Genomic DNA, 25,775 nt, shown 5'->3' on the forward strand with positions numbered 1-25,775 from the left:
CGGGCGGGCCTTGTGTCCGGTCGGATCGGGTGTTTGCTCAGAGTGCGGTGAGATGCCCGGGTTGCTCCGGCTGTCGGGGCATCAGTACCGGTTCCGCCGCCGCTGTGCCCGGCTCCAGGGCCAGGACCGCGGCGACGGGGTGGTCGTCGTGCTCGTCGGACCGGTCGGGTTCGGGCGCCGAGCGGGTCAGCAGGACCACGCCCCAGGCCGCCAGTCCTGCCCCGGCCAGCCCCAGCAGTACGCCGCCGGTTCCGCCCCGCAGGCCCTGCCCGAGCAGGGTCAGCCCGATGATCGCGGCGGCCACCGGGTTGGCCAGGGTGACGACGGCCAGCGGGCCGCCCAGACCACCGCGGTAGGCCGTCTGCGACAGCAGCAGCCCGCCGGTGGCGAACGCCGCGACCAGGACGGCGACCACGATCACCTCGGCACTCAGCGCCGGGCCCGTGCGGTCCGTCGCCGCCACCGTCACCGTCTGGGTGAGGGCGGAGGCGACACCCGAGGCGAACCCGGAGGCGGTCGCGTGCCTGAGGCCCGGCCGGGCGCCGGGCCGGGAGAGCACGCCGATCAGGGCAGCGGTCGTACCGGCGACCGCCAGCGCCTGGGTCAGGCTCAGCACCCGCTCGGGCGCCGGACCCGACGCGGTGACCAGCAGCCCGGCCAGCCCCAGCAGCGTGAGCGCCGTACCGCGCCACTCCACCGCGCTGACCCGCCGCCCGGCCGCCCGCGCCCCGAGCGGCACGGCCGCGACGAGGGTGAGCGCGCCCAGCGGCTGGACGACGGTGAGCGGGCCGTACTTGAGGGCCACGACGTGCAGCAGAGCGGCGGCCGCGTTCAGCCCGACCGCCGACCACCAGGCGCCGGTGCCCAGCAGTCGCAGGAGACCGGTCCCGGGGCTGCGGGAGGCGAGGCGTTCCTGGGCGACGGCGGCCGCGGCGTAGGCGACGGCCGAGATCAGGGACAGGCCGACGGCGAGGAGTGCGGCGAGGCTCATCGGCCCGCTCCCACCAGGACGGGCTCCTCCGGGGCGAGCCGCCGGGCACCGCGTCCCGCCGTGCTGGACGTCCGCTTCGGCGGGTGGACGATTGCGAGGGCGACGCCGAGCATGGCGGTCGCCACGATCGCGTCCAGCCAGTAGTGGTTCGCCGTGCTCACGATCACCAGCAGGGTGATCACCGGGTGCAGCAGCCACAGCCAGCGCCAGCGCGACCGGGTGGCCGCGATCAGGCCGATCGCCACCATCAGGGCCCAGCCGAAGTGCAGCGACGGCATCGCCGCGAACTGGTTGGAGAGGTGGTCGCCGGCCGGCGGGCCGTAGACGGAGGGGCCGTAGATCCGGGCGGTGTCCACCAGGCCGGTGCCGGTCAGCATCCGCGGCGGGGCCAGCGGGAACACGAACGGCAGCACCAGGGCCGCGGAGGTGACCACGGCCAGGACCCGGCGGGCCCACACGTAGTGGGCGGGCCGACTGAGGTACAGCCACACCAGGAAGGCCAGCGTGGCCGGGAAGTGGACGGTCGCGTAGTAGGTGTTCGCCAGGTGCACGAGGGCGTCGCCGTGCAGCAGTGCGGACTGCACGGCGGTCTCGTGGGGAAGGTGCACGGCCCGCTCGAGGTCCCACACCCGGTGGGCGTTGCGGAAGGCGTCCGCGGTGTGGCCGGTGGCCAGCTGCCGCCCGAGCTTGTAGACGAGGAAGAGCCCTGCGACGAGCAGGAACTCACGGAGGAGCGGCGGGCGCGTTATCGCGTCCGGCTCCGCTTCTGCAGGCTCGGTTCGGGCATTCATCCCCCGGCCCCTTCGCTGACGGTCGTGCGTGTGGTGGTGCGGACTGGGACCCGGACCGGGGTCCGGAGCTCATCGATACACCTCGGTACCGATACGTCCGAGTACCGATACGCGAGTGTACCGATACGGCAGTGTACCGATACGCTTGAGTACCGGTACACTTGCGTATCGATTGATGTGCGACACACTGGAGACAGGATCCGCAGCCGCCCTTGCGCGGAGCTTGAGCGGACCGGGTACGAGTGAGGGGAAGCCACGCATGACGTCGCAGGCCGCGGACGGACCGGAGACGGTCGCCGCCTCGCGCCGCTCCAAGATCACGCCCGAGCGTGAGCGGGAGTTCTTCGACGCCGTGCTGGAGCAGATCCGTCAGTGCGGCTACGACTCCGTGACCATGGAGGGCGTCGCCGCCAGCACCCGGTGCAGCAAGTCCACGCTCTACCGGCAGTGGAAGACCAAGCCGCAGTTCGTCGCGGCCGCGCTGCGCGCCAGCCGCAAGGTGCGCTTCGCCGGGATCGACACCGGCTCACTCGCCGAGGACCTGCGCCAGGCGGCACGCGCCGCGGGCGACTGGTCCAACAAGGACGCCCAGCTCCTGCAGGCGCTCGGTCACGCGGTCACGGCCGACCACGAACTGGCGCAGGCGCTGCGCGACGCACTCGTCACGCCGGAGATCGCCGCACTGCAGGAGATGCTGAAGAGGGGCGTGCAAAGGGGCGAGGTGCCCGCGGACCATCCCGCGCTGGAGTACATCCCGGCCATGATGTTCGGCGTCCTGCGGGTGCGCCCGGTGCTGAGCGGCGAGTACGCCGACGCCGACTATCTCGACCGTTTCGTGGAGTCCACCGTGCTGCCCGCACTCGGACTCACCCAGGACCCAGGTCACCGTTCACGGGATGACTGAACGGTGACCTGCCGGCGCCGCACCGTGGGGACGGGGGCGGCGCGCACCCCCCGGCCGGGTGGGGTTCCTCTTGAGCGGAGGGGAACCCCACCCGGCCGACTTCTGTCTGCCGGCGTCCTCAGACGTTCTGGCCGTTCCCGCCGCCCGACGAGACCTTGATCCCCTTCAGGATGTCGTCGATGACGGACACCTTCTGACCGACGTCCACGCCGAAGCGCACCACGACGATCTGCTTGGTGTCGTTGGGTGAGGGGAAGGCGACCGACTCGACGTAACCGTCGGCGCCGTTGGCGGTGACCGCCTTCCAGCGCACCAGGTAGCCCTTCTGCCCGGCCACCGTGACCGCCTTGGAGGCCAGCACCTCGTGCGAGGTGATGCTGCCGTAGGTGGTGCCGCCGTAGGACTCCTTGGCGTTGGCCGCGATGTCCGCCTTGGCGACCGCCTCGGCCGTGTCACCGTCCGTGCCGAGCGCGACGGCCGGCGCCGAGTAGGCGCCGCCCGCGGTGCACGTCTGCTCCTTGTTGCCGGGGCACTTGTAGGAGTTGTCGGACGTGACCTGCGCGCCGACGCTGATCGTCTGCCCGGTCCAGCCCTCGGGCACAGGCAGGCTGATCCCGTTCACCGGATCCGGCACCGTGCCGCCGCCCTGGATCTTGGGCGCCGCGGACCGCCCCGGGGAGGGCGACTCGCCCGAACCTCCGGATCCGCCCGGACCTCCGGATCCGCCGCCGGGCCCGCCCTGCCCGCCGTTCTGCCCGCCCGGTCCCTGCTGGGAACCGGCGCGGTCGGTGCCCCCGCCGCCCCCGCCGTCGTTGCTGAGCGCGTACACGCCGACCCCGATGCACACCAGGACCGCGGCCGCCGCCGCGACGGCTATGCCCGTGCGCAGACCGCGCCGGGGCGCGGCCGGCGACTGGACCGGGTACGCCGGATATCCCGGGTAGGCGGCCCCGTACGCCGGGGGAGCCGGCTGCGGGCCGCCGGGAAACTGCTGCGCCGGGGGACCCCACGTGGCGGCCGTCCCGGTGGGGCGGGTCTGGTCCGTCCAGGCCTTGCCGTCCCACCAGCGCTCGGTGGGCGGACCGTCATTCGTCTGCCCGGGGTCGGGGTACCACCCGGGAGGAGTCACCTGCGTCATGCCCCCACCGTATGAGGCATCGGTGAAAGCCGGATGAGAGGATCCGTCGCCAACTCCTCGGACCGGCACATTTCACCTCGGATTTCTCTGCCTTCACCTCGGATTTCCGTGCTTTCGCCGCGGACTCCCGCGCTACGGCCGCCACAGTCGGCCCGACCCGCCGCACGGCATGGCACGGTGGGCTTCCTCACACCGCCACCACCAACCGCACCGGCCCGACCCGCGGCGCCGGCGGCAGACGCAGGCCCTCCCGCCCCGGTGTCAGCGAGCCCAGCACGCTCGGGTGCCGGGCGCCCGTGCTGCGCGGGTCGGTGCCGGGCAGGCCGTGGGCGGTGAGGAAACCGAGGACCGCGAACGCGTACGCCTCCTTCGCGGCGGCGGACAGGCCGAGCTGGTCCGAGGTGCGTACGGCGGTGTGCGGGAGCAACTCCCGGACCCGGGACATGAGCACCGGGTTGCGGGTGCCTCCACCGGAGGCGATCACCTCCGTGGCGCCGACGGACCGTACCGCGTCGGCGACCGTCCGGGCCGTCAGCAGGGTGAGCGTCGCCAGCACGTCCGGCGCGGGCAGGCCGTCCACCCCGGCCGCCCGCAGGTACCCGGCGTGGAACAGCTCCTTGCCGGTCGTCTTGGGCGGGACCAGCGCGTAGTACGGCTCGGCGAGCAGCCGGTCCAGCAGCGGCAGGTCCGGCCGGCCCCGCGCGGCCAGCGCCCCGTCGGCGTCGTAGGCCAGGCGCCCGCCGCTGAACTCCCTGGCCGCCGCGTCGAGCAGCGCGCAGCCGGGACCGGTGTCGAAGGCGGTCCCGTCCGGCGCGGTCAGGTTGGCGATGCCGCCGATGTTCAGCGCCACCGGCGTGCCCGGCCTGCCCCGCAGCCACAGCAGGTCGACCAGGCTCACCAGGGGCGCGCCCTGGCCGCCGGCGGTGACGTCCCGGGCGCGGAAGTCGGCGACCACCGGCAGCCCGGTCGCCTCGGCGATCCACGCCGGCTGCCCCAGCTGGAGCGTGCCGTGCACCCGGCCGCCATCCACCCAGTGGTAGACGGTCTGCCCGTGCGAGGCCACCAACTCGGCTCGCCCACCGCACAGTTCACGGTCGGCCCGGACCGCCGCCGCGGCGAACGCCCGCCCGATCAGGGTGTCGAGGCGGCACACCTCGGCGAGCGGGACGGCGGCCGGCGGCAGCGCCGCGGCGAGCGCTTCGCGCAGCTTGCCGTCGTACGACGCGCTCACCATCCCCAGCGGCTTCAGCACGAGTGTGTCCCCGTCCAGCCGCAGATCCGCGGCCGCCGCGTCGACCGCGTCGTACGACGTCCCCGACATGAGCCCGATCACCCGCATGGGTCAACACACCTTTCTCGTCCGCTATTTCAGGAGTTACAGCGCTCGCCGCGCATGCCGCGGCGTAGTGGACGGGCGCGTCCCCAGTGGCTTCAGTGCCAGCGTGTCCCCGTCCAGCCGTAGATGAGCGGCCGCCGCGTCGACCGCGTCGTACGACGTCCCCGACATGAGCCCGATCACCCGCATGGGTCAACTCGCCTTTCTCGTCTGCCGTTTCATCAGGGCCAGCGCGCTCACCGCACACGTCGCCGCCGCGTAGTAGGCGGGCACGTCCACGTTCCCGGTCCGGCGTACGGCCTCCGTGATGATCAGTCCCGCGGATCCGGAGAACACCGCGTTCGACAGGGAGTAGGCCAGCCCGAGGCCCGTCCAGCGCACCCGCGCCGGGAACATCTCGGCGAGCAGCGCGGGCCCGGGCCCGGCCATCAGTCCCACCAGGGCGCCCGCGGCACACGTGGCCACACCCCTGCTCACGGCCGAAGTCCCGTCGCTCTGCAACAGGTTGAACAACGGCACCGCGAGTCCGGCCACCAGCACCGCCCCGGTGAGCATCACCGGCCGCCGCCCGAACCGGTCGCTGAGCAGTCCCGCCGGGAGGATCGCCGCGGCGAACCCGACGTTGGCCGGCACGGTGGCGAGCAGCGCCTCCTGGACACCCGTGTGCAGCGAGGCCTGGAGATACGAGGGCAGGACGACGAGGAACGTGTACCCGGCCGCCGACCAGCCCATGACCCGCCCGATGCCCAGCAGCACCGCCGACGCGACCACCCCGGCGCCACTCGGGCCGGCAGCCGTCCTCTCCCGCTCCCGGTCCCGCTCCCGGAACTCCGGCGTCTCCTCCAGGCCGACCCGCAGCCACAGCGCCACCAGTCCCAACGGCAGCGCCAGGAGGAACGGCAACCGCCAGCCCCAGCCGACGAGTTGGTCCTCGCCGAGCACCGTGGCCGTCGCCGCCGCGACACCCGCACCGCCCAGCAGGCCCAGCGCCACCGTGAACGACTGCCACGCACCGTACAGACCGCGCCGCCCCGGCGGGGCGAACTCCGTCATCAGCGCCACCGCACCACCGAACTCCCCGCCCGCCGACAGTCCCTGAAGCACCCTCAGGAACGTCAGCAGCCACGGTGCCAGGGCGCCCGCGGTGGCGTACGTCGGCAGCACGCCGATCAGTGTCGTCGCGGCCGCCATCAGCGCGATCACCGCGATCAGCACCGGCCGCCGCCCGATCCGGTCGCCCAGCCTGCCGAACAGGGCCGCGCCGAGGGGCCGGAAGAAGAACGCCAGCGCGAAGGAGGCGTACGTGCGCACCAGGCCCTCGGCCGCAGTTCCGCCCGCCGGCGTGAAGAACCGCTCGGCGAGGACGGTCGCGAGATAGCCGTAGACACCGAACTCGTACCACTCGACGAGATTGCCCACCGACCCCGCCGCCACGGCCCGCACCGTCGGCGGGCGGGCGGCCGTGTCGCCGCGGGATCCGCGCTCGTCGCGGTCGCCATGATCCCCGCTGTCTCCGGGGGGTTCGAAAATCAGCTTCATTCCAGGCCCTGTTGACGGTTCGTCGGCTCCACAGCGGCTGGTGGGACAGCATGTGCGTCGCCCACTCGCCTCAAGGTTCACCCGGCGGGGCAACACGTGCCCCGACCGGCCTCCACACATCCCATCGGACGGCTACGCTCGTGGTCTGTACGTCATTCGGGCGACCTGGGGAGGTAACGGGATGACGGAGGGACGGCCGTCGGCGGCCGCCGCGGCTTCCCTGTGGGAGCGGGACGCGGAGATCGCCACCGTCACGCGGACGCTCGACGTCTTGTGTGCCGATCAGTCATCCGCGGGCAGCCTGCTGGTCCTCCGGGGCGAGGCCGGACTCGGCAAGACCGCGCTGCTCACCGAGACCCGGCGCATCGCCGAGCGCCGCGGCTGCACGGTGTGGTACGCCCGCGGCGGAGAGACCCTGAGGTCCGTGCCGTTCAACGTGGTGCGGCAGCTGCTGCAGCCGGCGCTGGTCTCCATGCTCCCGGAAGAGGCCCGCGAGTACCTCGGCGACTGGTACGACATCGCGGGCCCCGCCCTCGGGATAGTGGACCCCGGTGAGGGCAGCGTCGACCCGCAGTACGTCTGCGACGGACTCGTCGCGGCCGTACGCCGGCTCGCCCGCCGTGAGTGGCCGCTGGTGCTGATCATCGACGACGCACACTGGGCCGACCAGGAGACCCTGCGCTGGCTCGCGGCGTTCGTCGAACGCCTGGACGACCTGTCGGTGCTGGTCCTGGTCGCCCGCCGCCCCGGCGAGGTGAGCGGCGAGAGCGCCCGCCACCTCGAAGCGATCGCCGCCGCGGCGGGCCGCGCCATCACCAACCTCAGCGCCCTCACCCCGGAGGCCACCGCCGGGCTCACCCGCGCCAGCGTCGGCCGGCACGCCGACGACCCGTTCTGCCGCGAGGTCTGGGCCGTCACCGGCGGCAACCCGTACGACACCGTCGAACTCCTCGCCAAGGTGCTGGACAGCGAGGTCCATCCGGTCGAGTCCCGGGCCGGCGAACTGCGCGACCTGAACCGCTCCGCCCGCGGCGGCGGCCTGGTCGACCGGCTCAAGGGACTCGGCATCGACGCCACCCAGTTCGCCTGGGCCGCCGCCATCCTCGGCACCGGCATCTCCGTCGGCCTCGTCGCCCGGCTCGCCTCCATGGACCCCGACGTCGCCGAGCGCTGCGCCGACCTGCTCCGCACCGCCCGCATCCTCACCGAACCCGACCCCGCGGCCGGCGCCGAGACCGAGGAGGGCGAGCTGGAGTTCGTCCACCCGCTGATCGCCTCCGCCGTCTACAACTCCATCCCGCCGGGCGTGTGCACCGCCATGCACGGCGTCGCGGCGCAGATCCTCACCGAGACCGGGCACAGCGCCGCCGAGGCCTCCCGGCACCTGCTCAAGGTGCACCCGGACGACGACGAGGAACTCGTCGAGCAGCTGCGCGAGGCAGCCCGCGAGCACCTGGCCGTCGGCGCGCCCGACGCGGCCCGCCGCTGCCTGGAGCGCGCCCTGGCAGAGCCGCCGCTCCCCGACGTGCACGCACAGGTGCTCTTCGAACTGGGCCACGCCACCCTGCTCACCGCACCCGCCGTCACCATCGAACACCTCCAGTCCGCGCTCGCCATGTCCGGCCTGAACGGCACACAGCGGGTCGACGCCGTGGTCCGGCTCTCCCAGGCGCTGCTCCACAACGACCAGCTGGAGGAGGCCGTCCGCACGGTCGAGGCCGAGGCCGCCCGGCACGAGGCGGGCCCGGTCAAACTGCGGCTGCAGGCCGTGCAGTTCATGTGGGAGGGCATCCACGGCGAGAGCGTCTCCCAGGAACGCTCCCGGAGCCTGGCCGAACTGGCCGGCACCTGCAAGGGGCGGGACAACTCCGAGCGCGCCCTGCTGATCCTGCGCGGCTTCGACGCGATGACCCACGGCGAGAACGCCGAGGAGGTCCTCCAGCTGTGCGACCGCGCCCTCGTCAACGGCCGCCTCGCACCCGGCCTCGGCTGGACCGACGGCGAGTGGGGCATCGAACTGCTGATGATGCTGGGCAGCGCGTACGCCTACGCCGACCGGCTCGACCGCGCCGAGAGCCTGTTCGCCGAGGCCCTGCGCGCCTACACCGGCGCCGGCTGGCGCGGCGGCCACCTCTCCCTGGCCAACGCCTTCCTCGGCCTCGCCTACCGCAGGCAGGGCCGGCTCCGCGACGCCGAGACCACGCTGCGCGAGGCGCTGACCCTGGCCGAGCGCGTCGGCCGCGGCCTGCCGCTGTACTGGGCGTCGACCTGCGGACTCGTCGACACCCTGCTGGCCCGCGGCCATGTCGAGGAGGCCTGGTCGATCGCCGAGCAGTACGCCTTCGCGCCGCCATACCCGTCCACCATCATTCTGCCCGACATCCGCTCCGTACGCGGCCGACTGCTGCTCGCGACGGGCCGCACCGAGGAGGGCATCAACGAACTGGAGGCCGCAGAGAAGACCGCCGCCTCCCGCGGTGGCCACAACCCCGTCCTCGCACCCTGGTCCATCGACCTCGCCAAGGCCCTCGCCACGCAGGACCCCGCCCGGGCCGCCCAGCTCGCCGCGGACGCCCGCCGACAGGCCGAGCGGTTCGGCACGGACACCGCCATCGGCGAGGCCCTGCGCTGTGCCGCCGCCCTGGAGACCGGCCAGCGCGCGGCGCACCTCGCCGCGCAGGCCGTCGCCTATCTGGAAGCCTCGCCCTGCCAGTACGAGCACGCGGCGGCCCGGGTCGAGTACGGCATCGCGATCCGCTCGGTCGCGGAACTCAACCGGGGCCTGGCGCTCGCCCGTTCGATCGGGGCGGACGGGCTGGTGGCGCAGGCGCGGGAGGTGCTGGAGACAGGGCGGGGACTGCGGTAGATCACATGGCCAGCAGCTGGTCGGTGATCGCGGCCAGCCGCCCCCGCACCTCGGGGTCGTACGTCGCCGCGTGCGCCCGTGACGGACTCGTGCCGTCGAAGTAGCGGCCCGTGCCCAGGTCCTGGGTGGCCAGGGCCAGGACACCGGGCGCGCCGTCGGCGACCGTGTTCCACGGCGCCACGCCCGCGTCGCGCACCATCGTCGTGTCCATGTAGGTCGCCGGGTGCAGGACGTTGACGGACACCCCGGTGCCCGCCAGCTCCTCGGCGAGGGCGAACGTGTGGGCCGCCAGCGCGAACTTGCTGCGGCAGTACGCCGACACGCCGCTGTAGCCACGGGTCAGTTCCGGGTCGGCGAAGTCCAGCGGCTCCTGGCCGGCCGAGCCGACGTTCACGATCCGGGCCGGCGGGTTGGCGCGCAGGACCGGCAGCAGGGCGCGGGTCAGGGCCACCGGCGCCAGGTAGTTCACCGCGAGCCGCAGCTCGTGCCCGTCGGCGCTCAGCTCCCGCCCGGAGCCGTGCGGACCGCCGCCGACGCCCGCGTTGTTGATCAGCACGTCCAGCTCGGGATGCGCCTCGACCACTCGGGCGCCCAGCTCGCGCACCTCGGCGAGCGAGGCCAGATCGGCGACGAACCCCTCCGCCCGGCCCTCGGTGCGCAGCTCCGCGACCAGCTGCTCGGTGCGCGCCCGGTCGCGGCCGTGGGCGAGGACGAGATGGCCGTCCCGGACCAGTTGGAAGGCGATGTACCGGCCGAGCCCGGAGGTGGCGCCCGTGATCAGAACAGTCGACATGCCCCCACCCTAGACACGGCCCGCCCCCGGGAAGGAGGTGCTGCTGAGGCTACGACCAGCAGGGTCACCCTCGCCCGGGCGTCCCGTCCTCGTCCTTCCCGTCCCTCCCGTCCTTCCCGTCCGCCTCGTCCTCCTCGGCGAGCACCCGCTGGGCCGTCGCGAACGCCGAGTTGGCCGCGGGCACCCCGCAGTACACCGCGGTCTGCAGCAGCACCGCGCCGATCTCCTGAGGCGTCAGCCCGTTCCGCCGCGCCGCCCGGACGTGCAAGGCCAGCTCGTCGTGGTGGCCGTACGCGACCAGCGCGGTCAGCGTGATCATGCTGCGCTCGCGGCGCGAGAGGGTCGGGTCGGCCCAGATCTCTCCCCAGGCGTAGCGGGCGATGAAGTCCTGGAACCGCGCGGTGAACGGGGTCTGCCGGGCCTGCGCCCGGTCGACGTGCGCATCGCCCAGCACCTCCCGGCGCACCGCCATCCCGCTCGCCGGGGCCCCGGTCAGCTGGGTGCGCAGAGCGGTCAGCACGGCCTGCGGGCACTGCGCGGGCGCCAGGTGCGAGGCCCCGGGCAGCTCCACGAGCGCGGCCGCGGGCACCGCATCCGCGATCTCCCGCAGCTGCGCGGGCGGTGTCGCCGGATCCTGCCGGCCCGCCACGAGCAGGGTCGGTACGGCGATGTCGGCGAGCCGGTCGCGCAGGTCGAACGCGGCCAGCGCGTCGCAGCAGGCGGCGTACGCCTCCGGGTCGGCCTCCCGGTGGTCCCGCACCAGCCGCGGCACGGTGAAGCCGGGCGTGAACCACCGCGCGTCGGCGCTCTCCACCAGCCACTCCAGGCCCTCCCGGCGCACCCGTTCGGCCCGCTCCCGCCAGGGCGCGCTGCCGCCGAAGTGCGCGGAGGAGCAGATGACGGCCAGCGAGGTCAGCCGTTCGGGGTGGTGCACGGCCAGATGCAGGCCGACCGCGCCGCCCAGCGACACGCCCGCGTAGGCGAACCGCTCGATGCCGAGCGCGTCGGCGAGCGCCAGCACCAGCGCGGCCAGGTCGCCGACGGTGGCACCCGGCCCGATCAGGTCCGGCGCCGAACCTCCGTGCCCCGGCAGGTCCCAGCGCACCACCCGGTGGGTGATCGACAGCTCGGGCGCGACCGCGTCCCACAGGGCGTACGAGGTGCCGAGCGACGGGCCGAGCAGCAGCGGGGGAGCGGAGGCCGGGCCTTCTTCCAGGTGGTCGAGGAGTTTCACGGTCAACCTCGTTCCAGGGCACGGTCGGTGAGGGCACCGGCGAAACCGGTGTAGTGGGCGGAGTCGGTGAGGTCGTCCAGCTCGACGTCCTTCAACTCTGCTTCCTTGGCGAGGAGTTCACGCAGCGGGCGGCCCTCCTCGTGGGCGCGGCACGCCAGTTCGGTCAGCAGCTCCTTGGCCCGTGCCCGGCCGAGGACGGGTGCCAGCGCGGCGGACAGCCGCTCGGAGACGATCAGACCCCGGGTCGTGTCGAGGTTCCGGCGCATCGCGGCGGGGTGCACACGCAGCCCCTCGGTCAGCTCGGCCGCATGGGCGACCGCACCGCCCACCAGCCGGAGCAGGTCGCGCAGCGGTTCCCACTCGGCATGCCAGGCACCGGCCGGCCGCTCGTCCTCGGCGGCCAGGGAGCCGTACAGGGTGGCCGCGAGCTGCGGGGCGCGCCGCGCGGCGGCGGCGAGGAGCGTGGACCGCACCGGGTTCGCTTTGTGCGGCATGGCGGAGGAGCCGCCACCGCCGCCCTCGCTCACCTCGCCGACCTCGGTGCGCGACAGCGTCAGCACGTCCACGGCGAGCTTGCCCAGCGCCCCCGCGGTGAAGGCCAGGCAGCCGGCCAGGTCGGCGACGGGTGTGCGCAGCGTGTGCCAGGGCAACGCCGGTGCCGCGAGGCCGACTTCGCGTGCGTACGCCTGGGTCAGCGCGTCCGCGTCCTGGGCGCCGTACGCCTGGAAGGCCGCCAAGGTCCCTGCCGCGCCGCCGAGTTGGGCGGGGAGCGAGTCCCGGACCCGGGCGACGCGGTCGCGGGCGTCCAGGACCAGCGAGCGCCAGCCGGCCGCCTTCAACCCGAACGTCGTGGGTACGGCGTGCTGGGTGAGCGTCCGACCGGGCATCGGCGTGTCGCGGTGCTCCGCGGCGAGCCCGGCCAGCGCGCGCTCGGTGCGGCCGAGGCCGGCGAGGATCGGCTCCAGGGTGCGTACGGCGACCAGCATCGTCGCCGTGTCCATGATGTCCTGGCTGGTCGCGCCCCGGTGGACGTAGGGGCCGTACTCCTCGCCGACCGCCGCCGTCAGGTCGGCGACCAGCGGGATGACCGGGTTGCCGCCCGCCGGGGTGCGGGCCGCCAGCGAACGGATGCCGAAGTTCGCCGGGACGGCCGCCTCGGTCACCGCCGCCGCGGCCTCGGCCGGGGCGAGCCCGAGCGCGGACTGCGCCCGGGTCAGCGCGGCCTCGGCGTCGAGCAGGGCCCGCAGATAGGCGTGGTCGCCGGTCTCGGAGGCGGCCTCGGACAGCCCCCACCCGGGGGCGAGCAGGCCCGTGTCGGCGTACGGCGGGGACGCGGATGTCACTGGAACTCCAGGAAGACCGTCTCGCCTTCACCCTGAAGGCGGATGTCGAAACGGTAGGTGCCGCCGCCCTCGTCGCCGGCGACCAGCGTGTCGCGCCGGTCGCCCACCCGGGCGAGCAGCGGGTCCGCGGCGAGCGCGGCCTCGTCGCCCGGCAGGTAGATCCGGGTGAACAGGTGCACGAGCAGTCCGCGCGCGAAGACGCACACGCTCAGGTACGGGGCGCTCTGCCCGCGTGCGCCGGGCCGCAGCGTCCGCGCGTACCAGTGGCCGTTCGTGTCGGTCTGGATGCGGCCCCAGCCGGTGAACTCCACACCGTTGCGCCCCAGCTGGCCGCCGGTCGCCGGGTCCCGCCGGATGGAGCCGTCCACCTGCGGGACGGTGCCGTCGGGGCGCGGCCCCCACAGCTCGACGAGGGCGTCCGGAAGCGGATTGCCCTCGCCGTCGAGGACGTACCCGTGCACGGTGACCGTGTCGGGGTGCCCCAGGGGCGCGATGTCCTCGCCGCCGCGGAACGGCAGCGCGTACCCGTAGAAGGGGCCGACCGTGTGGGACGGGGTGGGCAGCACGCTCTGCGGGCTGCTCGTGTCGATCTTCGTCATCGCTTCCGTCAGCGTCCTTCCTCGATCCAGGTGGCGGCCGGGCCGTCCAGCACGATGTCCCAGTGGTAGCCGAGGGAGAACTCCGGCACCGACAGGCCGTGGTCGTAGGTGGCGACCAGCCGTTGCCGGGCCGCGTCGTCCGTCACGGACTGCAGGATCGGGTCGTACGGGAACAGCGGGTCGTTCGGGAAGTACATCTGTGTCACCAGGCGCTGTGTGAACGCCGTACCGAAGACCGAGAAGTGGATGTGTGCCGGGCGCCAGGCGCCCACGTGGTTGCGCCAGGGGTAGGGGCCGGGCTGGACGGTGGTGAAGTGGTAGCGGCCCTCGGCGTCCGTGAGGGTGCGGCCGGTGCCGGTGAAGTTGGGGTCCAGCGGGGCGTCGTGCTGCTCGCGCCGGTGGGCGTACCGGCCGGCCGAGTTGGCCTGCCAGATCTCGACGAGCTGGCCGCGGACCGGGCGTCCGGCATGGTCGAGGAGTCGTCCGGACACGGTGATCCGCTCGCCGACCGGCTGGCCGGTGTGCTGCCGGGTGAGGTCGTTGTCGATGTCGGTGAGGTCGCGCTCCCCGAAGGCGGGGGAGTGCAGTTCCACCAGTTCGGGGTCCTGGCGGGTGTCGATGGCGACCAGGGGCTGCTTGGGGTGGCGGAGCACGGAGGAGCGGTAGGGCGCGTAGTCGCGGCGCGGGTGGTGCTCGACGGGCGCTCCGTCGGCGACCCGCTTCTCGTACGCGGCGTGCTCGGCCGCGATCTCCTGGTCGATGTCCTGCTGGGTGAGAGTCATTGGTCGATACCTGACGCTTCCTTGGCGTTCGAGGAGGAGTCCTTGACGTGCGCGGACGAGCCCTCAGCGGTCGAGGACGAGGGCCAGGCCCTGGCCCACGCCGATGCAGAGGGCGGCCACGCCGGTGCCGGAGCCACGGCGGGCGAGCTGGTGGGCCACGGTGCCGGCGAGCCGGGCACCGGAGGCGCCGAGGGGGTGGCCGAGGGCGATCGCCCCGCCCTGGGGGTTGAGGATCGCTGGGTCGAACTCGGGCCATTCGGCGACACAGCCGAGGACCTGGGCGGCGAACGCCTCGTTGAGTTCCAGCACGGACAGGTCGTCGAAACCCTTGCCCGCCTTGGCGAGTGCGCGGTTGACGGCCTCGACGGGAGCGAGCCCGAAGTACTGCGGGTCGATCCCGGACACTCCGGTCGCGGTGACCCGGGCGAGGGGTTCGCGGCCGATGGCCTTCAGGCCCTCCTCGTCGGTGAGGAGCAGGGCGGCGGCGCCGTCGCTGAGCGGGGAGGCGTTGCCCGCGGTGACGGTGCCCGACTGGCTGCGGAACGAGGGCTTGAGCTTCGCCATGGCGGCTCGGGAGACGTCGGGCCGTACGCACTCGTCGGCGGCGAAGTCGACCGGGTCGCCCTTGCGCTGCGGGACCGGGACGGGGGTCGACTCGGTGTCGAACAGGCCCTGTTGCTGGGCCGCGGCCGCCCTCTGGTGGCTGTGCAGCGCGTACTCGTCCTGCTGCTCGCGGCTGATCCTGTGCTTGTCGGCGATCAGCTCGGCGCTCTCCCCGAGCGGGATGGTCCACTGCGGGTCCATCCCCGGGTTGACCATGCGCCAGCCGAGCGTGGTCGAGTACAGCTCGGTGTGTGCGGTGGGGAAGGGCCTGTCCGACTTGGGCAGGACGTACGGCGCGCGGGTCATCGACTCCACACCGCCCGCCACGACGTAACGGGCGTCGCCGACCGCGACGGCGCGGGCGGCCTGGATCACCGCTTCGAGGCCGGAGGCGCACAGCCGGTTGACCGTCACGCCCGGTACCGAGGTCGGCAGGCCCGCGAGCAGGGCGGCCATCCGGGCGACGTTGCGGTTCTCCTCGCCGGCGCCGTTGGCGTTGCCGAAGTAGACGTCGTCGATGCGGGAGGGGTCCAGGTCGGGCGTTCGGGCGAGCAGTTCGCGCAGGGCGTGGGCGGCGAGGTCGTCGGGTCGCACGGAGGACAGCCCGCCGTTGTAGCGGCCGATCGGTGTGCGCACGGCGTCGACGATGTAAACCGGGTTCACAGCACGTTCTCCCCGATGGTCAGTTCAGCGTCGGTCCGGGTGACGACGTCTTCAACGGTCACGCCCGGCGCGGTCTCCACCAGGACGAGCCCCGCATCCGTGACGTCCAGCACCGCCAGATCCGTGATGACTCGGTTCACACACGCCTTGCCCGTGAGCGGCAGCGTGCACTGCTCCAGGATCTTCGGGGAGCCGTCCTTGGCCGTGTGCGTCATGACGACGACGACCGTACGGGCGCCGTGCACCAGGTCCATCGCCCCGCCGATCCCGGTGACCAGCTTCCCCGGGACCGCCCAGTTGGCCAGGTCGCCGCCCGCGGACACCTGCATCGCGCCCAGCACGGCCACGTCGATGTGCCCGCCCCGGATCATCGCGAAGCTCAGGGCCGAGTCGAAGTAGGAGGCGCCCGGCAGGACCGTCACGGTCTCCTTGCCGGCGTTGATCAGGTCCGGGTCGACCTCGTCCTCGGCGGGGTACGGGCCGGTGCCGAGGATGCCGTTCTCCGACTCCAGGACCACCTCGACGCCCGGCGGCAGATGGTTCGGGATCAGCGTCGGCAGGCCGATGCCGAGGTTGACGTACTGGCCGTCCTTCAGTTCGCGGGCCGCGCGGGCGGCCATCTCCTCGCGTGTCCAGGCCATCAGGACCTCACCGTCCGCTGCTCGATCTTCTTGTCCGCCGCCTGCTCGGGGGTCAGCGCCACCACGCGCTGCACGAAGACGCCGGGCAGGTGCACCGCGTCCGGGCCGATCTCCCCGGGTTCCACCAGTTCCTCCACCTCGGCGACGGTCACCCGGCCGGCCATCGCGGCAAGGGGGTTGAAGTTCCGGGAGGACTTGCCGAAGACGAGGTTGCCGTGCCGGTCGCCCCTGGCGGCGCGGACCAGCGCGAAGTCGGTGCGGATGCCCCGCTCCAGGACGTATTCCACGCCGTCGAACTCCCGGACCTCCTTCGGTGGCGAGGCGAGCGCGACCCCGCCCTCACCGTCGTACCGCCACGGCAGCCCGCCCTCGGCGACCTGCGTGCCCACGCCCGCCGGGGTGTAGAAGGCGGGGATCCCGGCGCCGCCCGCGCGCAGCCGCTCGGCGAGCGTGCCCTGCGGGATCAGCTCGACCTCCAGTTCGCCGGAGAGGTACTGGCGGGCGAACTCCTTGTTGCCGCCGATGTAGGAGCCGGTCACCCGGGCGATCCGGCCGGCGGACAGCAGCACCGCGAGGCCGGACTCCATCGCACCGCAGTTGTTCGACACCACGCCCAGACCGGTCGTCCCGCGCTCGTACAGCGCCTGGATCAGTACGTTCGGGACACCGCTCAGCCCGAAGCCGCCGACCGCGAGGGACGCGCCGTCCGGCACATCGGCCACCGCCTCCAGGGCAGTGGCGACCACCTTGTCCATCCGTGAAGCCTCATCTCTGCAATTAGTCAGTGTACTGAGCATTTCGGTGAGGTGCTCCTCACGCTGCCATCGGACGCAAGAACCGTCAAGGCCTTGTAATACGCGGGATTCCCCATGCAGGCCGTGCGCCCCAGCGCGAGTATCGTTCAGTACACCAACGAATCGATCAGGGGAGTGCACATGGCCGCGGTGGACCTCGCCACCCATCCCGGGCACCTGGCCCGGCGGCTCCAGCAGGCGCACTACCTGCTGTGGAACACCATGGTCTCCGAGGAGATCACCTCACCGCAGTTCGCGGTGCTGAACGCGCTCGTCGCCGAGCCGGGTCTCGATCAGCGGACCGTGGGGGAGCGGGTGAGCCTGGACCGGTCGACCATCGCCGAGGTCATCAGCAGGCTCACCCGCCGCGAGCTGCTGCACAAGGTCCGCGACCCGCAGGACGGCCGCCGCTTCCTGCTCCGTCTCACCGACGAGGGCCTGCGCGTCCATCGCAAGCTGACCGTGCGCACCGCGCGGATGAACCAGGTCTTCCTCGCCCCGCTCTCCCCCGAGGAGCAGACCGTCTTCTTCGACCTGATCCGCCGGGTCGCGGACGCCGCCGAGGGCCTGCGCAACCCGGCCGAGCCGCCGGCCGCCGGGCAGGGCTGAACGGCGGCCCGGTCAGGAGGGCGCCTCGGCGAACACCACCCACACCTGACCGGTGGCGAAGTTCATCGGGCTGCCGTCAACCGCCGTGAACGCCGTGCCGTCCGTCGCGGACGGCCGGGACCAGGTGGCGTCGAAGGACCGGCCGTCCCGCAGCACCTCGGCCTTTCCGGAGCCGACCGTCTCGGTGTACGGCGTGCTGTTGCCGAGCGCGTCGTGGTAGTGCGACGCGCGGATCTTCACGTACTGCACGACGACCGTCGCCGGCGCCGGCCGCACGCCGTCGGTCGTCACCGTCGGCGTGCCGTCCATCGCGACCAGCCAGCCGCCCCGCCCCGCGGACCAGGTGAAGGTGAAGCGCGCCGACGGATAGCGCACCGTCCGCGCGGACTCGGGAGTGCCGCCGGAGGGCGCAGGACCGTAGCGGAACCCGGTGGTCAGCGCGGCCTTGCCCGGCGCCGAGGGCAGCAGCCGGGCGGGGTGCAGATACAGGTTGTGCGGCGCGGCCCTGTCGGTGCCCCGGTAGTAGGCGTCCGTGGCCTCGTCGGGCGACTCCGCCCGCACGGGGGCCTGGTGGATCAGTGGCAGCAGCTTGCGCTGGGCCCCGGAGAACGCCAGCGTCGGCTCGTCGAACTGGCGCAGCAGCTCCAGATCGGACTCGCGGGCGCTGCGCACCGGACCCACCGTCTTGGGAAGGGTGGTGGCGTACACCGCCATCAGGCGGCTCAGGCCGCCCTCGACCTGCTCCGCGTACACGACGTCCGCCGCGTCGAGTCCCGTCTGCGGGCGGGCCGCCGGGACGTTGTCGATCTTCACGGCGAGCAGTGAGCCGTCCGCGGGCACGGCCGGGCCGGTCGGCGACGGGGTCCCGTGCGGGGCGTGGGCGTCGTCGGCCGGGCCGTGCCGTGTGCAGCCTGCCGTCAGGGAGACCGTCATCGTGACGGCGACCAGGGCCGCCGTCAGTGCCGTGCGTCGTCTGCGCGCGCTGCGTCCTATGACCACCGTTGCCCCCGTTCGTATCTGTCGATTGTGTGCTCATCGGGTCATCGCGGGCCATCCCTGGTCGGTTCCGGTCCTGCGCCTTCCGTGGGTCGATCGGGTCCACGGCGTGGCCCGGGCGGTCCGAGCCGCCGGGGCGCGCAGGTGTTCGTCGCGGCATGCGCGGGTACCCGGGCGCCACCGCAAACCGGACGCGCCAGGGCGAACCGGCGCGCACGCGAGCAAGGGAGCGCGACCCCATGAAGGCAGTCACCTGGCAGGGCAGGCGGGACGTGCGGGTGGAGCACGTGCCCGACCCGCGGATCGAACAGCCCACCGACGCCGTCATCCGCGTCACGTCCAGCGGTCTGTGCGGCTCGGATCTGCATCTGTACGAGGTGCTCACCCCGTTCATGACCCCGGGTGACATCCTCGGCCACGAACCGATGGGCATCGTCCAGGAGGTCGGTGCCGGGGTGCCGGACCTCGCCGTGGGCGACCGGGTCGTGGTCCCGTTCCAGATCGCCTGCGGAGACTGCTGGATGTGCCTGACCGGGCTGCCCACCCAGTGCGAGACGACCCAGGTCACCGGCGAGGGCATGGGCGCCGCCCTGTTCGGCTACACCCGCCTGTACGGCTCCGTGCCGGGCGGCCAGGCCGAGTACCTGCGTGTCCCGCAGGCGCAGTACGGCCCGATCAAGGTGCCCGAGGGCCCGCCGGACGACCGTTTCGTCTACCTCTCGGACGTGCTGCCCACCGCCTGGCAGGCCGTCGAGTACGCGTCCCTCCCGCCCGGCGGCAGCCTCGCCGTCCTCGGCCTCGGCCCGATCGGCGACATGGCCTGCCGGGTCGCGCTGGCCCGGGGAGCCGAGCGGGTGTTCGGCGTCGACCTGGTGCCCGAGCGGCTGGCCCGGGCGAGCCGGCGCGGTGTGCGGACGTATGACCTCAGGGCCTTCGACGACGAGAAGGAGCTGGTCGCCGTGATCCGCGATGCGACTGACGGCCGCGGCCCGGACGCCGTGATCGACGCCGTCGGCACCGAGGCCCACGGCAGCGCCGCTGCCCGGCTCGCCCAGCAGGCGTCGGCGATGCTGCCCCGCAAGCTGGGCGCGCCGCTCGCGGAACGCTTCAGTGTCGACCGGCTCGGCGCCCTCCACCTGGCCATCGACCTGGTCCGGCGGGGCGGCACGCTCTCCCTCGTCGGCGTCTACGGCGGCACGGCCGACCCGATCCCGATGCTCACCCTGTTCGACAAGCAGATCCAGATGCGGATGGGGCAGGCCAATGTCCGCCGGTGGACCGACGCGATCATGCCCTACCTCACGGACGAGGACCCACTCGGCGTCGACGACTTCGCCACCCACCGGCTGCCGCTCGACGAGGCACCGACCGCGTACGAGATGTTCCAGCACAAGCAGGACGGTGCGATCAAGATCCTGATGCAGCCCTAGGTGGCATCCGGGTGTCCGACGTGCAGCGGGGCCTGGGAGCCGTCCTCCTCGACCCCGAGGATCTCCGTGAGGTCGTAGCGCACCGGCTCCTCCAACTGCGCGTAGGTGCAGCTCTCCGGTGTCCGGTCCGGGCGCCAGCGGCGGAAGCGGGCCGTGTGCCGGAAGCGGGCGCCGTTCTCCATGTGGCCGTAGGCCACCTCGGCGACCCGCTCCGGCCGGATCGGCACCCAGGACAGGTCCTTCTTGCCCGACCAGCGGCTCGGTGCCCCCGGCAGCCGGGCCGTCTCATGCGCCGCCTCGTCGCCCCAGGCCGCCCACGGGTGCCCGGTCACGTCGTCCATGCGCAGCGGCTCCAGCTCCTCGACCAGCTCGGCGCGCTTCTTCATGGCGAACGCCGCCGACACGCCCACGTGCTGCAGCGCTCCCCGGTCGTCGTACAGGCCCAGCAGCAGCGAGCCCACCACCGGCCCGCTCTTGTGGAACCGGTAGCCCGCCACGACGACGTCCGCCGTCCGCTCGTGCTTGATCTTGAACATGACCCGCTCGTCCTGCAGATAGCGCAGATCGAGCGGCTTGGCGACGACCCCGTCCAGACCGGCGCCCTCGTACTGCTCGAACCACCGGTGCGCCACCTCCACGTCGGTCGTCGCCGGCGCCAGATGCACCGGCGCGCTCACCCCGGACAGCGCCCGCTCCAGCAGGGCACGCCGGTCGGTCAGCGGCACGTCGAGCAGGGCGTGGTCGTCCAGCGCCAGCAGGTCGAAGGCCACGAAGGAGGCCGGGGTCTTCTCGGCCAGCATCCGCACCCGTGAGTCCGCCGGATGGATCCGCTCGGTCAGCGCGTCGAAGTCCAGCCGCCCGCCCCGCGCGATCACGATCTCCCCGTCCAGCACGCACCGCTCGGGCACCCGCTCCTTCAACGCCGCGACCAGCTCCGGAAAGTACCTGGTCAGCGGCTTCCCGGTACGGCTGCCCAACTCGACCTCGGCCCCGTCCCGGAACACGATCGCGCGGAACCCGTCCCATTTCGCCTCGTAGTGCATGCCCGGCGGGATCTTCGCCACCGACTTGGCGAGCATCGGCTTCACGGGCGGCATCACCGGCAGATCCATGTGTCCGATTCTGCTCGCATACGTCAGCTGACGCCCGGTATGCGTGGTGTGCCGGGTGCGCCTACCGTGGCCGCATGGGTGCAGCGGTGGAACTGGACGTGGCCGGCCGGACCGTGCGGCTGTCCAGCCCGGACAAAGTCTTCTTCCCGGAACGCGGATTCACCAAGCTGGACGTCGCCCAGTACTACGCCGCCGTCGGCCCCGGCATCCTGCGCGCCCTGCGCGACCGCCCCACCACCCTCCAGCGCTACCCGGACGGCGTCGACGGCGAGTGGTTCTACCAGAAGCGCGCGCCCAAGGGCATGCCCGACTGGATCCCCACCGCCCACATCACCTTCCCCAGCGGCCGCAGCGCCGACGAGATGTGCCCCACCGAGGAGGCCGCCGTGGTGTGGGCCGCCCAGTACGGCACGCTCACCTTCCACCCCTGGCCGGTGCGCCGCACCCACGTCGACCATCCCGACGAACTCCGCATCGACCTCGACCCGCAGCCCGGCACCGACTACGACGACGCCGTCCGTGCCGCCCACGAACTGCGTGCCGTCCTCGACGAGTTCGGCGGCCTGCGCGGCTGGCCCAAGACCTCGGGAGGCCGCGGCCTGCACGTCTTCGTGCCCATCGAACCGCGCTGGACCTTCACCCAGGTGCGGCGCGCCGCGATCGCGGTCGGCCGGGAGATGGAACGCCGGATGCCCGACCAGGTCACGATCAAGTGGTGGAAGGAGGAGCGCGGCGAGCGCATCTTCCTCGACTACAACCAGACTGCCCGCGACCGCACCATCGCCTCCGCCTACTCCGTCCGGCCCCGCCCGAACGCCCCCGTCTCCGCGCCCCTGCGCTGGGACGAGGTCGGCGTGGCCCATCCCCGCGACTTCGACCTCGCCACCATGCCGGCCCGCTTCGCCGAACTCGGCGACGTGCACGCCGACATGGACGACCACGCCTACTCCCTCGACGCCCTCCTCGAACTGGCCCGCCGCGACGAACACGACCACGGCCTGGGCGACCTGCCGTACCCGCCGGAGTACCCGAAGATGCCGGGCGAGCCCAAGCGCGTCCAGCCGAGCCGGGCCCGCCGCGAGCAGGACTCCTGACCCTCACGCGAGGTCGAACACGAACCACTCGGTGAACGGTTTGACCTGCACATGGATCCGGGAACCACGGGAGACGATCCGGCGCCGGCCGAGTCGGCCGCCGTCGGGGCGGACCAGGCGGCTCTCGGCCACCGGCTCCACGGAGGTCTCCGTCAGACGGCAGTCGACGAGCCGGTTGCGGTCCTCGCCGTATCCGCTGAAGAACACTGCCCGTTCGCCCAGGACGGCGAGCCCGTTCGCACCCCGCACCGGATTCTGTCGCACCCGGACGACCTGGCCCTCGTCCACCTCGATGAGCGGGAAGCGCATGTACGGGCACGCCCAGGCGGTGCGCCCCGCCACGTTCAAGGTGTAGCAGTCGTCGATCCATCCCGCGTCGGACACCGGGCTGTAGGACCACAGGGGTTCGCCCGTGATGCTCCAGCGGCGCAGGCCGGGCGCGCTCAACGCGTCGCCGAAGATTCCCTCGTCGAAGTAGCCGACCCAGAGGTCTCCCGCCCGGTCGGCCAGGAGGTGTTCGATGCCGTCTCCCACGCGGAACGTGCCGGTCGCCCGGCCCAGTGCGTCGAAGACCTGGACCTGCTGCTGGTCGTCCTTGTCCGCCCGGGGCGACGTCAGCACGAACCCGCCGTCGGGCAGGGCCTCGATGCGGGGGCACCAGGGCAACACCGCATGCAGGTACGTCTCGTGGCACACGCCGTCCTCGACGGTCACCACCAGCGCGTCGTACGGATCGGTGTCCAGGTCCTTGGGCGGATGCTCGGTGAGCAACCAGTGTGCCCGGCCGAACGCGTCGACCGAGCTGTGGACGATGTGCCGGTCGCGGTAGGTGCGCGGCAGTCGTGCGTAGGGCACGAGCCGCGTCTCGGGGCGCTCAGCCGGCATGAGCCTTTCTCGTCTTCATGCGGCGATCTTCACCTGGCGAGATGCCGGGAAGCAACCCCTTTTCCGGCCCCGACGGCCCCACGGCAGCGCGGTTATCCTGATCGCCAGCCGCCGATGAGGAGTCCCGAAGTGACCGAGGCAGTGTCGCGTCCCACGCTGGAGGCAGTGGCCGCGCGGGCCGGGGTGTCCCGGGCCACCGTGTCACGGGTCGTCAACGGCGGTGACGGGGTCAGGGAGCCCCTGGTCGAACGGGTCCGGCAGGCGGTCGAGGAACTCGGGTACGTGCCCAACCAGGCCGCACGCAGCCTGGTCACCAAGCGGCACGACGCCGTCGCCGTCGTCATCGCCGAACCCGAGGCCCGGGTCTTCGCCGACCCCTTCTTCGCGCTCCAACTGCGAGGCATCAGCAAGGAGCTGACGGCCCACGACAACCAGCTCGTGCTGCTGCTGACCGAGGGCCGCGCCGACCACGCCCGTGTGGCCCGCTATTTGGCCGGAGGCCATGTCGACGGCGCCCTCGTCTTCTCCCTCCACCTCGACGACCCGCTGCCCGGCCTGATCCGGAACGCGGGCGTCCCCACCGTGTTCGGCGGCCGCCCCGACTGGAGCGACGGCACCCCCGGTCCGGTGTACGTCGACAGCGACAACCGGGGCGGCGCCCGTGAGGCCGTACGCCATCTCGTGGACCTCGGCCGCAGCCGGATAGCGCACATCACCGGCGCGCTGGACCAGACCTCGGCGGTGGACCGGCTCGACGGCTACCGGGACGTGGTGGGCGACGCCGACCCGCGGCTCGTGGTGGAGAGCAACTTCACCCCCGGCGGCGGCGAGCGCGCCATGCGGGAACTGCTGGACCGCTGCCCGGACGTGGACGCGGTGTTCGCCGCCAACGACCTCACCGCGCTCGGCGCCCTGCGCGTGCTGCGCGAGCGGGGCCGGCGCGTGCCGGACGACGTGGCCGTCATCGGCTTCGACGATGTGCTGCCCATCGCCGAAGAGGCCGATCCGCCGCTCACGACGGTCCGTCAGGACATAGAGGAAATGGGCCGGTTGATGGCCCGTCTCCTGCTGCGCGGCCTGGCCGGCCGGACGCGCGACGCGGCCCCGGCGGACGCGGCCGTCTCCAGCGTCGTCCTGCCGACGACCCTGATACGACGCGCATCCGCCTAGGCACCCCGACCCTGCCTAGGCACAGCGCGCCCGCCCGGGCACAACATGCCCGTCGGCGCCTCAGCCCTGCGGCGGCTCGCTCTTGATCACCGCGAAGCGGACGCCGTACGGGTCGGCGAGCTTGGCCATCCGGCCGACGCCCTCCATGGTCGTCGCCGGCATACGCACCGTGCCGCCCAGCTGCTGCGCCTTCTCGACCACGGCGTCGGTGTCCTCGACCTCGAAGTACGGCAGCCAGTACGCGCCCGCCTCGGCCTCCGTCGGGTCGTCGGCCAGCGGGACCATCCCGCCGAACATCGCGTCCTCACCGGCACCGCCCGGGTTCACACAGGTGTACGTGCCGCCCGGGAACGGCATGGCCGAGGTCTCCAGGCCCAGCACCCTCTGGTAGAACGCGGCGGCCGCCGCGATGTCCGGTGTGTACAGCTCGACCCAGCACAGCGCGCCCGGTTCGTTCGCCACGTCCACGCCCTTGGTCTGACCGGGCTGCCAGATCCCGAACGGCACGCCGGCCTGGTCGGCGAGGACCGCCATGTGCCCCTGGCCCATCACGTCCATGGGCTGGAACAGCACGCTGCCGTGCGCCTGTTCCGCCGCCTTGGCCGTGGCCTGCGCGTCCTCGCTCTGGAAGTACACAGTCCAGGCAGGAGGCCCCTGCTCGGGTCCGGTCTGCATGCCGCCGGCGACGGTCCTGCCGCCCAGCTGGAAGAAGCCGTAGCCGCCGGCGTCCGGCCCCGCCGACTGGAACTGCCAGCCGAACAGCCCGCCGTAGAAGGCGAGGGCGCCGTCGAGGTCGGGGGTGCCGACGTCGATCCAGTTCGGAGCGCCGTCGACGAAACGGGTGGTGAGCATCTTCGCCCTCCTTGAAAGGGGGTCCGGAAACCCTTGAAGGGGTGTCCGGAATCGGTCCCGTCCTCTGCACTGCCGAGTCTGGCACCGCCCACTGACAACCGCTGCCGGAGCGCCGCCGCACGCCGGACCGAAGCCCCCGCTCACCCTGGGGGCCGCCGCCTGGTTCTCCGGGTTTCACACTGCTTCCGCGCGCCGCCGTGCGCGGGCGTCTGCACGCGGAGCATCATCGGGGGGCCCAGGGCTCCGGTGGAGCATCAACGGGCGGCCCGGGTCGCGGCCGCGCCGTTGATCCGGCGTTGATCGAACGTTTTTCGCCGCCCGGCACGATTCTGGACATGCACATCGACACCATCACCCCGGCCGACACCGCCTGGCAGGCACAGGCGCTGTGCGCGCAGACCGGGGCGGACTTCTTCTTCCCCGAGCCCGGCAGCTCGGTGCGCGAGGCGAAGCGCATCTGCGCCATGTGCGAGATGCGCTCCGCCTGTCTCGACTACGCGCTCACCAACGACGAGCGCTTCGGTGTCTGGGGCGGCCTCTCCGAGAAGGAGCGCCTCGCCCTGCGCCGCACGTCGCACTGACCGGGCCGCACGTCGCACCGACTGCGCCG

The 25,775-nt window shown here is 72.9% G+C and carries 25 protein-coding genes; 7 read left to right on the top strand and 18 right to left on the bottom strand.

Annotated features, from left to right (window positions below; all coding sequences use genetic code 11):
* Window positions 1-37 precede the first annotated feature (37 nt).
* A complete protein-coding gene (locus tag ACFYZZ_RS34060) occupies window positions 38-991 on the bottom strand; it encodes a hypothetical protein (protein WP_389184392.1) in 954 nt (317 codons plus the stop codon).
* Window positions 988-1,782, bottom strand: a complete 795-nt coding sequence (locus tag ACFYZZ_RS34065) for a phosphatase PAP2 family protein (protein ID WP_389184395.1) — start codon at window positions 1,780-1,782, stop codon at window positions 988-990. Before ACFYZZ_RS34065 ends, ACFYZZ_RS34060 begins: the two co-directional genes overlap by 4 nt.
* A 259-nt stretch (window positions 1,783-2,041) precedes the next feature.
* Between ACFYZZ_RS34065 and ACFYZZ_RS34070 the strand changes: the two genes are divergently transcribed.
* Complete coding sequence (locus ACFYZZ_RS34070) at window positions 2,042-2,686, top strand: TetR/AcrR family transcriptional regulator (RefSeq protein WP_389184398.1); 645 nt, start codon at window positions 2,042-2,044, stop codon at window positions 2,684-2,686.
* A 118-nt stretch (window positions 2,687-2,804) separates the two neighbouring features.
* Here ACFYZZ_RS34070 and ACFYZZ_RS34075 read toward each other — a convergent pair whose 3' ends face one another.
* From ACFYZZ_RS34075 to ACFYZZ_RS34090, 4 genes are all read right to left on the bottom strand, one after another.
* Entirely contained in the window at window positions 2,805-3,824 is a 1,020-nt protein-coding gene (locus ACFYZZ_RS34075; protein WP_389184401.1) for a DUF2510 domain-containing protein, read from the bottom strand.
* Window positions 3,825-4,011: 187 nt separating this feature from the next.
* Window positions 4,012-5,163: an anhydro-N-acetylmuramic acid kinase gene (locus tag ACFYZZ_RS34080; protein ID WP_389184404.1), complete on the bottom strand. Its 1,152-nt coding sequence runs from the start codon at window positions 5,161-5,163 to the stop codon at window positions 4,012-4,014.
* A 36-nt stretch (window positions 5,164-5,199) separates the two neighbouring features.
* A complete protein-coding gene (locus ACFYZZ_RS34085) occupies window positions 5,200-5,349 on the bottom strand; it encodes an anhydro-N-acetylmuramic acid kinase (protein WP_389184407.1) in 150 nt (49 codons plus the stop codon).
* Window positions 5,350-5,352: 3 nt separating this feature from the next.
* Window positions 5,353-6,699, bottom strand: a complete 1,347-nt coding sequence (locus tag ACFYZZ_RS34090; RefSeq protein ID WP_389184410.1) for an MFS transporter — start codon at window positions 6,697-6,699, stop codon at window positions 5,353-5,355.
* Window positions 6,700-6,880: 181 nt separating this feature from the next.
* Between ACFYZZ_RS34090 and ACFYZZ_RS34095 the strand changes: the two genes are divergently transcribed.
* The gene (locus ACFYZZ_RS34095; protein ID WP_389184413.1) at window positions 6,881-9,565 is read left to right on the top strand and encodes an ATP-binding protein; all 2,685 of its coding nucleotides are present in this window, start codon (window positions 6,881-6,883) and stop codon (window positions 9,563-9,565) included.
* Between the two features lies 1 nt (window position 9,566).
* On the opposite strand, the gene ACFYZZ_RS34100 is transcribed toward ACFYZZ_RS34095, so the two are convergent.
* The 8 genes from ACFYZZ_RS34100 to ACFYZZ_RS34135 all read right to left on the bottom strand — a co-directional run bounded on the left by ACFYZZ_RS34100 (window position 9,567) and on the right by ACFYZZ_RS34135 (window position 16,978).
* Window positions 9,567-10,358: an SDR family NAD(P)-dependent oxidoreductase gene (locus tag ACFYZZ_RS34100; RefSeq protein WP_389184416.1), complete on the bottom strand. Its 792-nt coding sequence runs from the start codon at window positions 10,356-10,358 to the stop codon at window positions 9,567-9,569.
* 64 nt (window positions 10,359-10,422) lie between these two features.
* Window positions 10,423-11,598: a 3-oxoadipate enol-lactonase gene (gene pcaD, locus ACFYZZ_RS34105; RefSeq protein WP_389184418.1), complete on the bottom strand. Its 1,176-nt coding sequence runs from the start codon at window positions 11,596-11,598 to the stop codon at window positions 10,423-10,425.
* On the bottom strand, window positions 11,595-12,935 hold the full coding sequence (pcaB, locus tag ACFYZZ_RS34110) for a 3-carboxy-cis,cis-muconate cycloisomerase (RefSeq protein WP_389184421.1): 1,341 nt from the start codon (window positions 12,933-12,935) through the stop codon (window positions 11,595-11,597). Before pcaB ends, pcaD begins: the two co-directional genes overlap by 4 nt.
* Complete coding sequence (gene pcaG / locus ACFYZZ_RS34115; RefSeq protein WP_389184424.1) at window positions 12,932-13,534, bottom strand: protocatechuate 3,4-dioxygenase subunit alpha; 603 nt, start codon at window positions 13,532-13,534, stop codon at window positions 12,932-12,934. Before pcaG ends, pcaB begins: the two co-directional genes overlap by 4 nt.
* An 8-nt stretch (window positions 13,535-13,542) precedes the next feature.
* Window positions 13,543-14,316, bottom strand: coding sequence for a protocatechuate 3,4-dioxygenase subunit beta (pcaH, locus tag ACFYZZ_RS34120; RefSeq protein ID WP_386577753.1), 774 nt, complete (start codon window positions 14,314-14,316; stop codon window positions 13,543-13,545).
* Window positions 14,317-14,379: 63 nt separating this feature from the next.
* Window positions 14,380-15,582 (bottom strand): thiolase family protein, encoded by a 1,203-nt coding sequence (locus ACFYZZ_RS34125; protein WP_389184426.1) that lies wholly within the window; start codon window positions 15,580-15,582, stop codon window positions 14,380-14,382.
* Window positions 15,579-16,223, bottom strand: a complete 645-nt coding sequence (locus ACFYZZ_RS34130; protein WP_386577755.1) for a CoA transferase subunit B — start codon at window positions 16,221-16,223, stop codon at window positions 15,579-15,581. The genes ACFYZZ_RS34125 and ACFYZZ_RS34130 overlap by 4 nt, the downstream gene beginning before the upstream one ends.
* Window positions 16,223-16,978: a CoA transferase subunit A gene (locus tag ACFYZZ_RS34135; protein ID WP_389184429.1), complete on the bottom strand. Its 756-nt coding sequence runs from the start codon at window positions 16,976-16,978 to the stop codon at window positions 16,223-16,225. Before ACFYZZ_RS34135 ends, ACFYZZ_RS34130 begins: the two co-directional genes overlap by 1 nt.
* A 180-nt stretch (window positions 16,979-17,158) precedes the next feature.
* Here ACFYZZ_RS34135 and ACFYZZ_RS34140 point away from each other — a divergent pair, with 180 nt between their 5' ends.
* The gene (locus ACFYZZ_RS34140; RefSeq protein ID WP_389184432.1) at window positions 17,159-17,626 is read left to right on the top strand and encodes a MarR family winged helix-turn-helix transcriptional regulator; all 468 of its coding nucleotides are present in this window, start codon (window positions 17,159-17,161) and stop codon (window positions 17,624-17,626) included.
* A gap of 12 nt (window positions 17,627-17,638) precedes the next feature.
* Here the strand turns inward: ACFYZZ_RS34140 and ACFYZZ_RS34145 are convergent, their stop codons facing one another.
* The gene (locus tag ACFYZZ_RS34145; RefSeq protein WP_389185027.1) at window positions 17,639-18,619 is read right to left on the bottom strand and encodes a DUF3048 domain-containing protein; all 981 of its coding nucleotides are present in this window, start codon (window positions 18,617-18,619) and stop codon (window positions 17,639-17,641) included.
* A 242-nt stretch (window positions 18,620-18,861) separates the two neighbouring features.
* On the opposite strand from ACFYZZ_RS34145, the gene ACFYZZ_RS34150 reads away from it, so the two are divergent.
* A complete protein-coding gene (locus ACFYZZ_RS34150) occupies window positions 18,862-20,052 on the top strand; it encodes a zinc-dependent alcohol dehydrogenase (protein ID WP_389184434.1) in 1,191 nt (396 codons plus the stop codon).
* Here ACFYZZ_RS34150 and ACFYZZ_RS34155 read toward each other — a convergent pair.
* Entirely contained in the window at window positions 20,049-21,164 is a 1,116-nt protein-coding gene (locus tag ACFYZZ_RS34155; RefSeq protein WP_389184437.1) for an ATP-dependent DNA ligase, read from the bottom strand. The two genes, ACFYZZ_RS34150 and ACFYZZ_RS34155, sit on opposite strands and share 4 nt — an antisense overlap.
* Before the next feature lie 74 nt (window positions 21,165-21,238).
* Here ACFYZZ_RS34155 and ligD point away from each other — a divergent pair, with 74 nt between their 5' ends.
* Complete coding sequence (gene ligD / locus ACFYZZ_RS34160; protein ID WP_386577760.1) at window positions 21,239-22,258, top strand: non-homologous end-joining DNA ligase; 1,020 nt, start codon at window positions 21,239-21,241, stop codon at window positions 22,256-22,258.
* 3 nt (window positions 22,259-22,261) lie between these two features.
* Here the strand turns inward: ligD and ACFYZZ_RS34165 are convergent, their stop codons facing one another.
* On the bottom strand, window positions 22,262-23,143 hold the full coding sequence (locus ACFYZZ_RS34165) for a hypothetical protein (protein WP_389184440.1): 882 nt from the start codon (window positions 23,141-23,143) through the stop codon (window positions 22,262-22,264).
* Between the two features lie 129 nt (window positions 23,144-23,272).
* Here ACFYZZ_RS34165 and ACFYZZ_RS34170 point away from each other — a divergent pair, with 129 nt between their 5' ends.
* Window positions 23,273-24,313, top strand: a complete 1,041-nt coding sequence (locus ACFYZZ_RS34170; protein ID WP_389184442.1) for a LacI family DNA-binding transcriptional regulator — start codon at window positions 23,273-23,275, stop codon at window positions 24,311-24,313.
* A gap of 60 nt (window positions 24,314-24,373) precedes the next feature.
* On the opposite strand, the gene ACFYZZ_RS34175 is transcribed toward ACFYZZ_RS34170, so the two are convergent.
* A complete protein-coding gene (locus ACFYZZ_RS34175) occupies window positions 24,374-25,165 on the bottom strand; it encodes a VOC family protein (RefSeq protein WP_389184445.1) in 792 nt (263 codons plus the stop codon).
* 335 nt (window positions 25,166-25,500) lie between these two features.
* Here ACFYZZ_RS34175 and ACFYZZ_RS34180 point away from each other — a divergent pair, with 335 nt between their 5' ends.
* Entirely contained in the window at window positions 25,501-25,746 is a 246-nt protein-coding gene (locus ACFYZZ_RS34180) for a WhiB family transcriptional regulator (RefSeq protein WP_386577765.1), read from the top strand.
* Window positions 25,747-25,775: the final 29 nt, after the last annotated feature.

This window comes from Streptomyces sp. NPDC001816 (assembly GCF_042892235.1).
GTDB lineage: Bacteria > Actinomycetota > Actinomycetes > Streptomycetales > Streptomycetaceae > Streptomyces.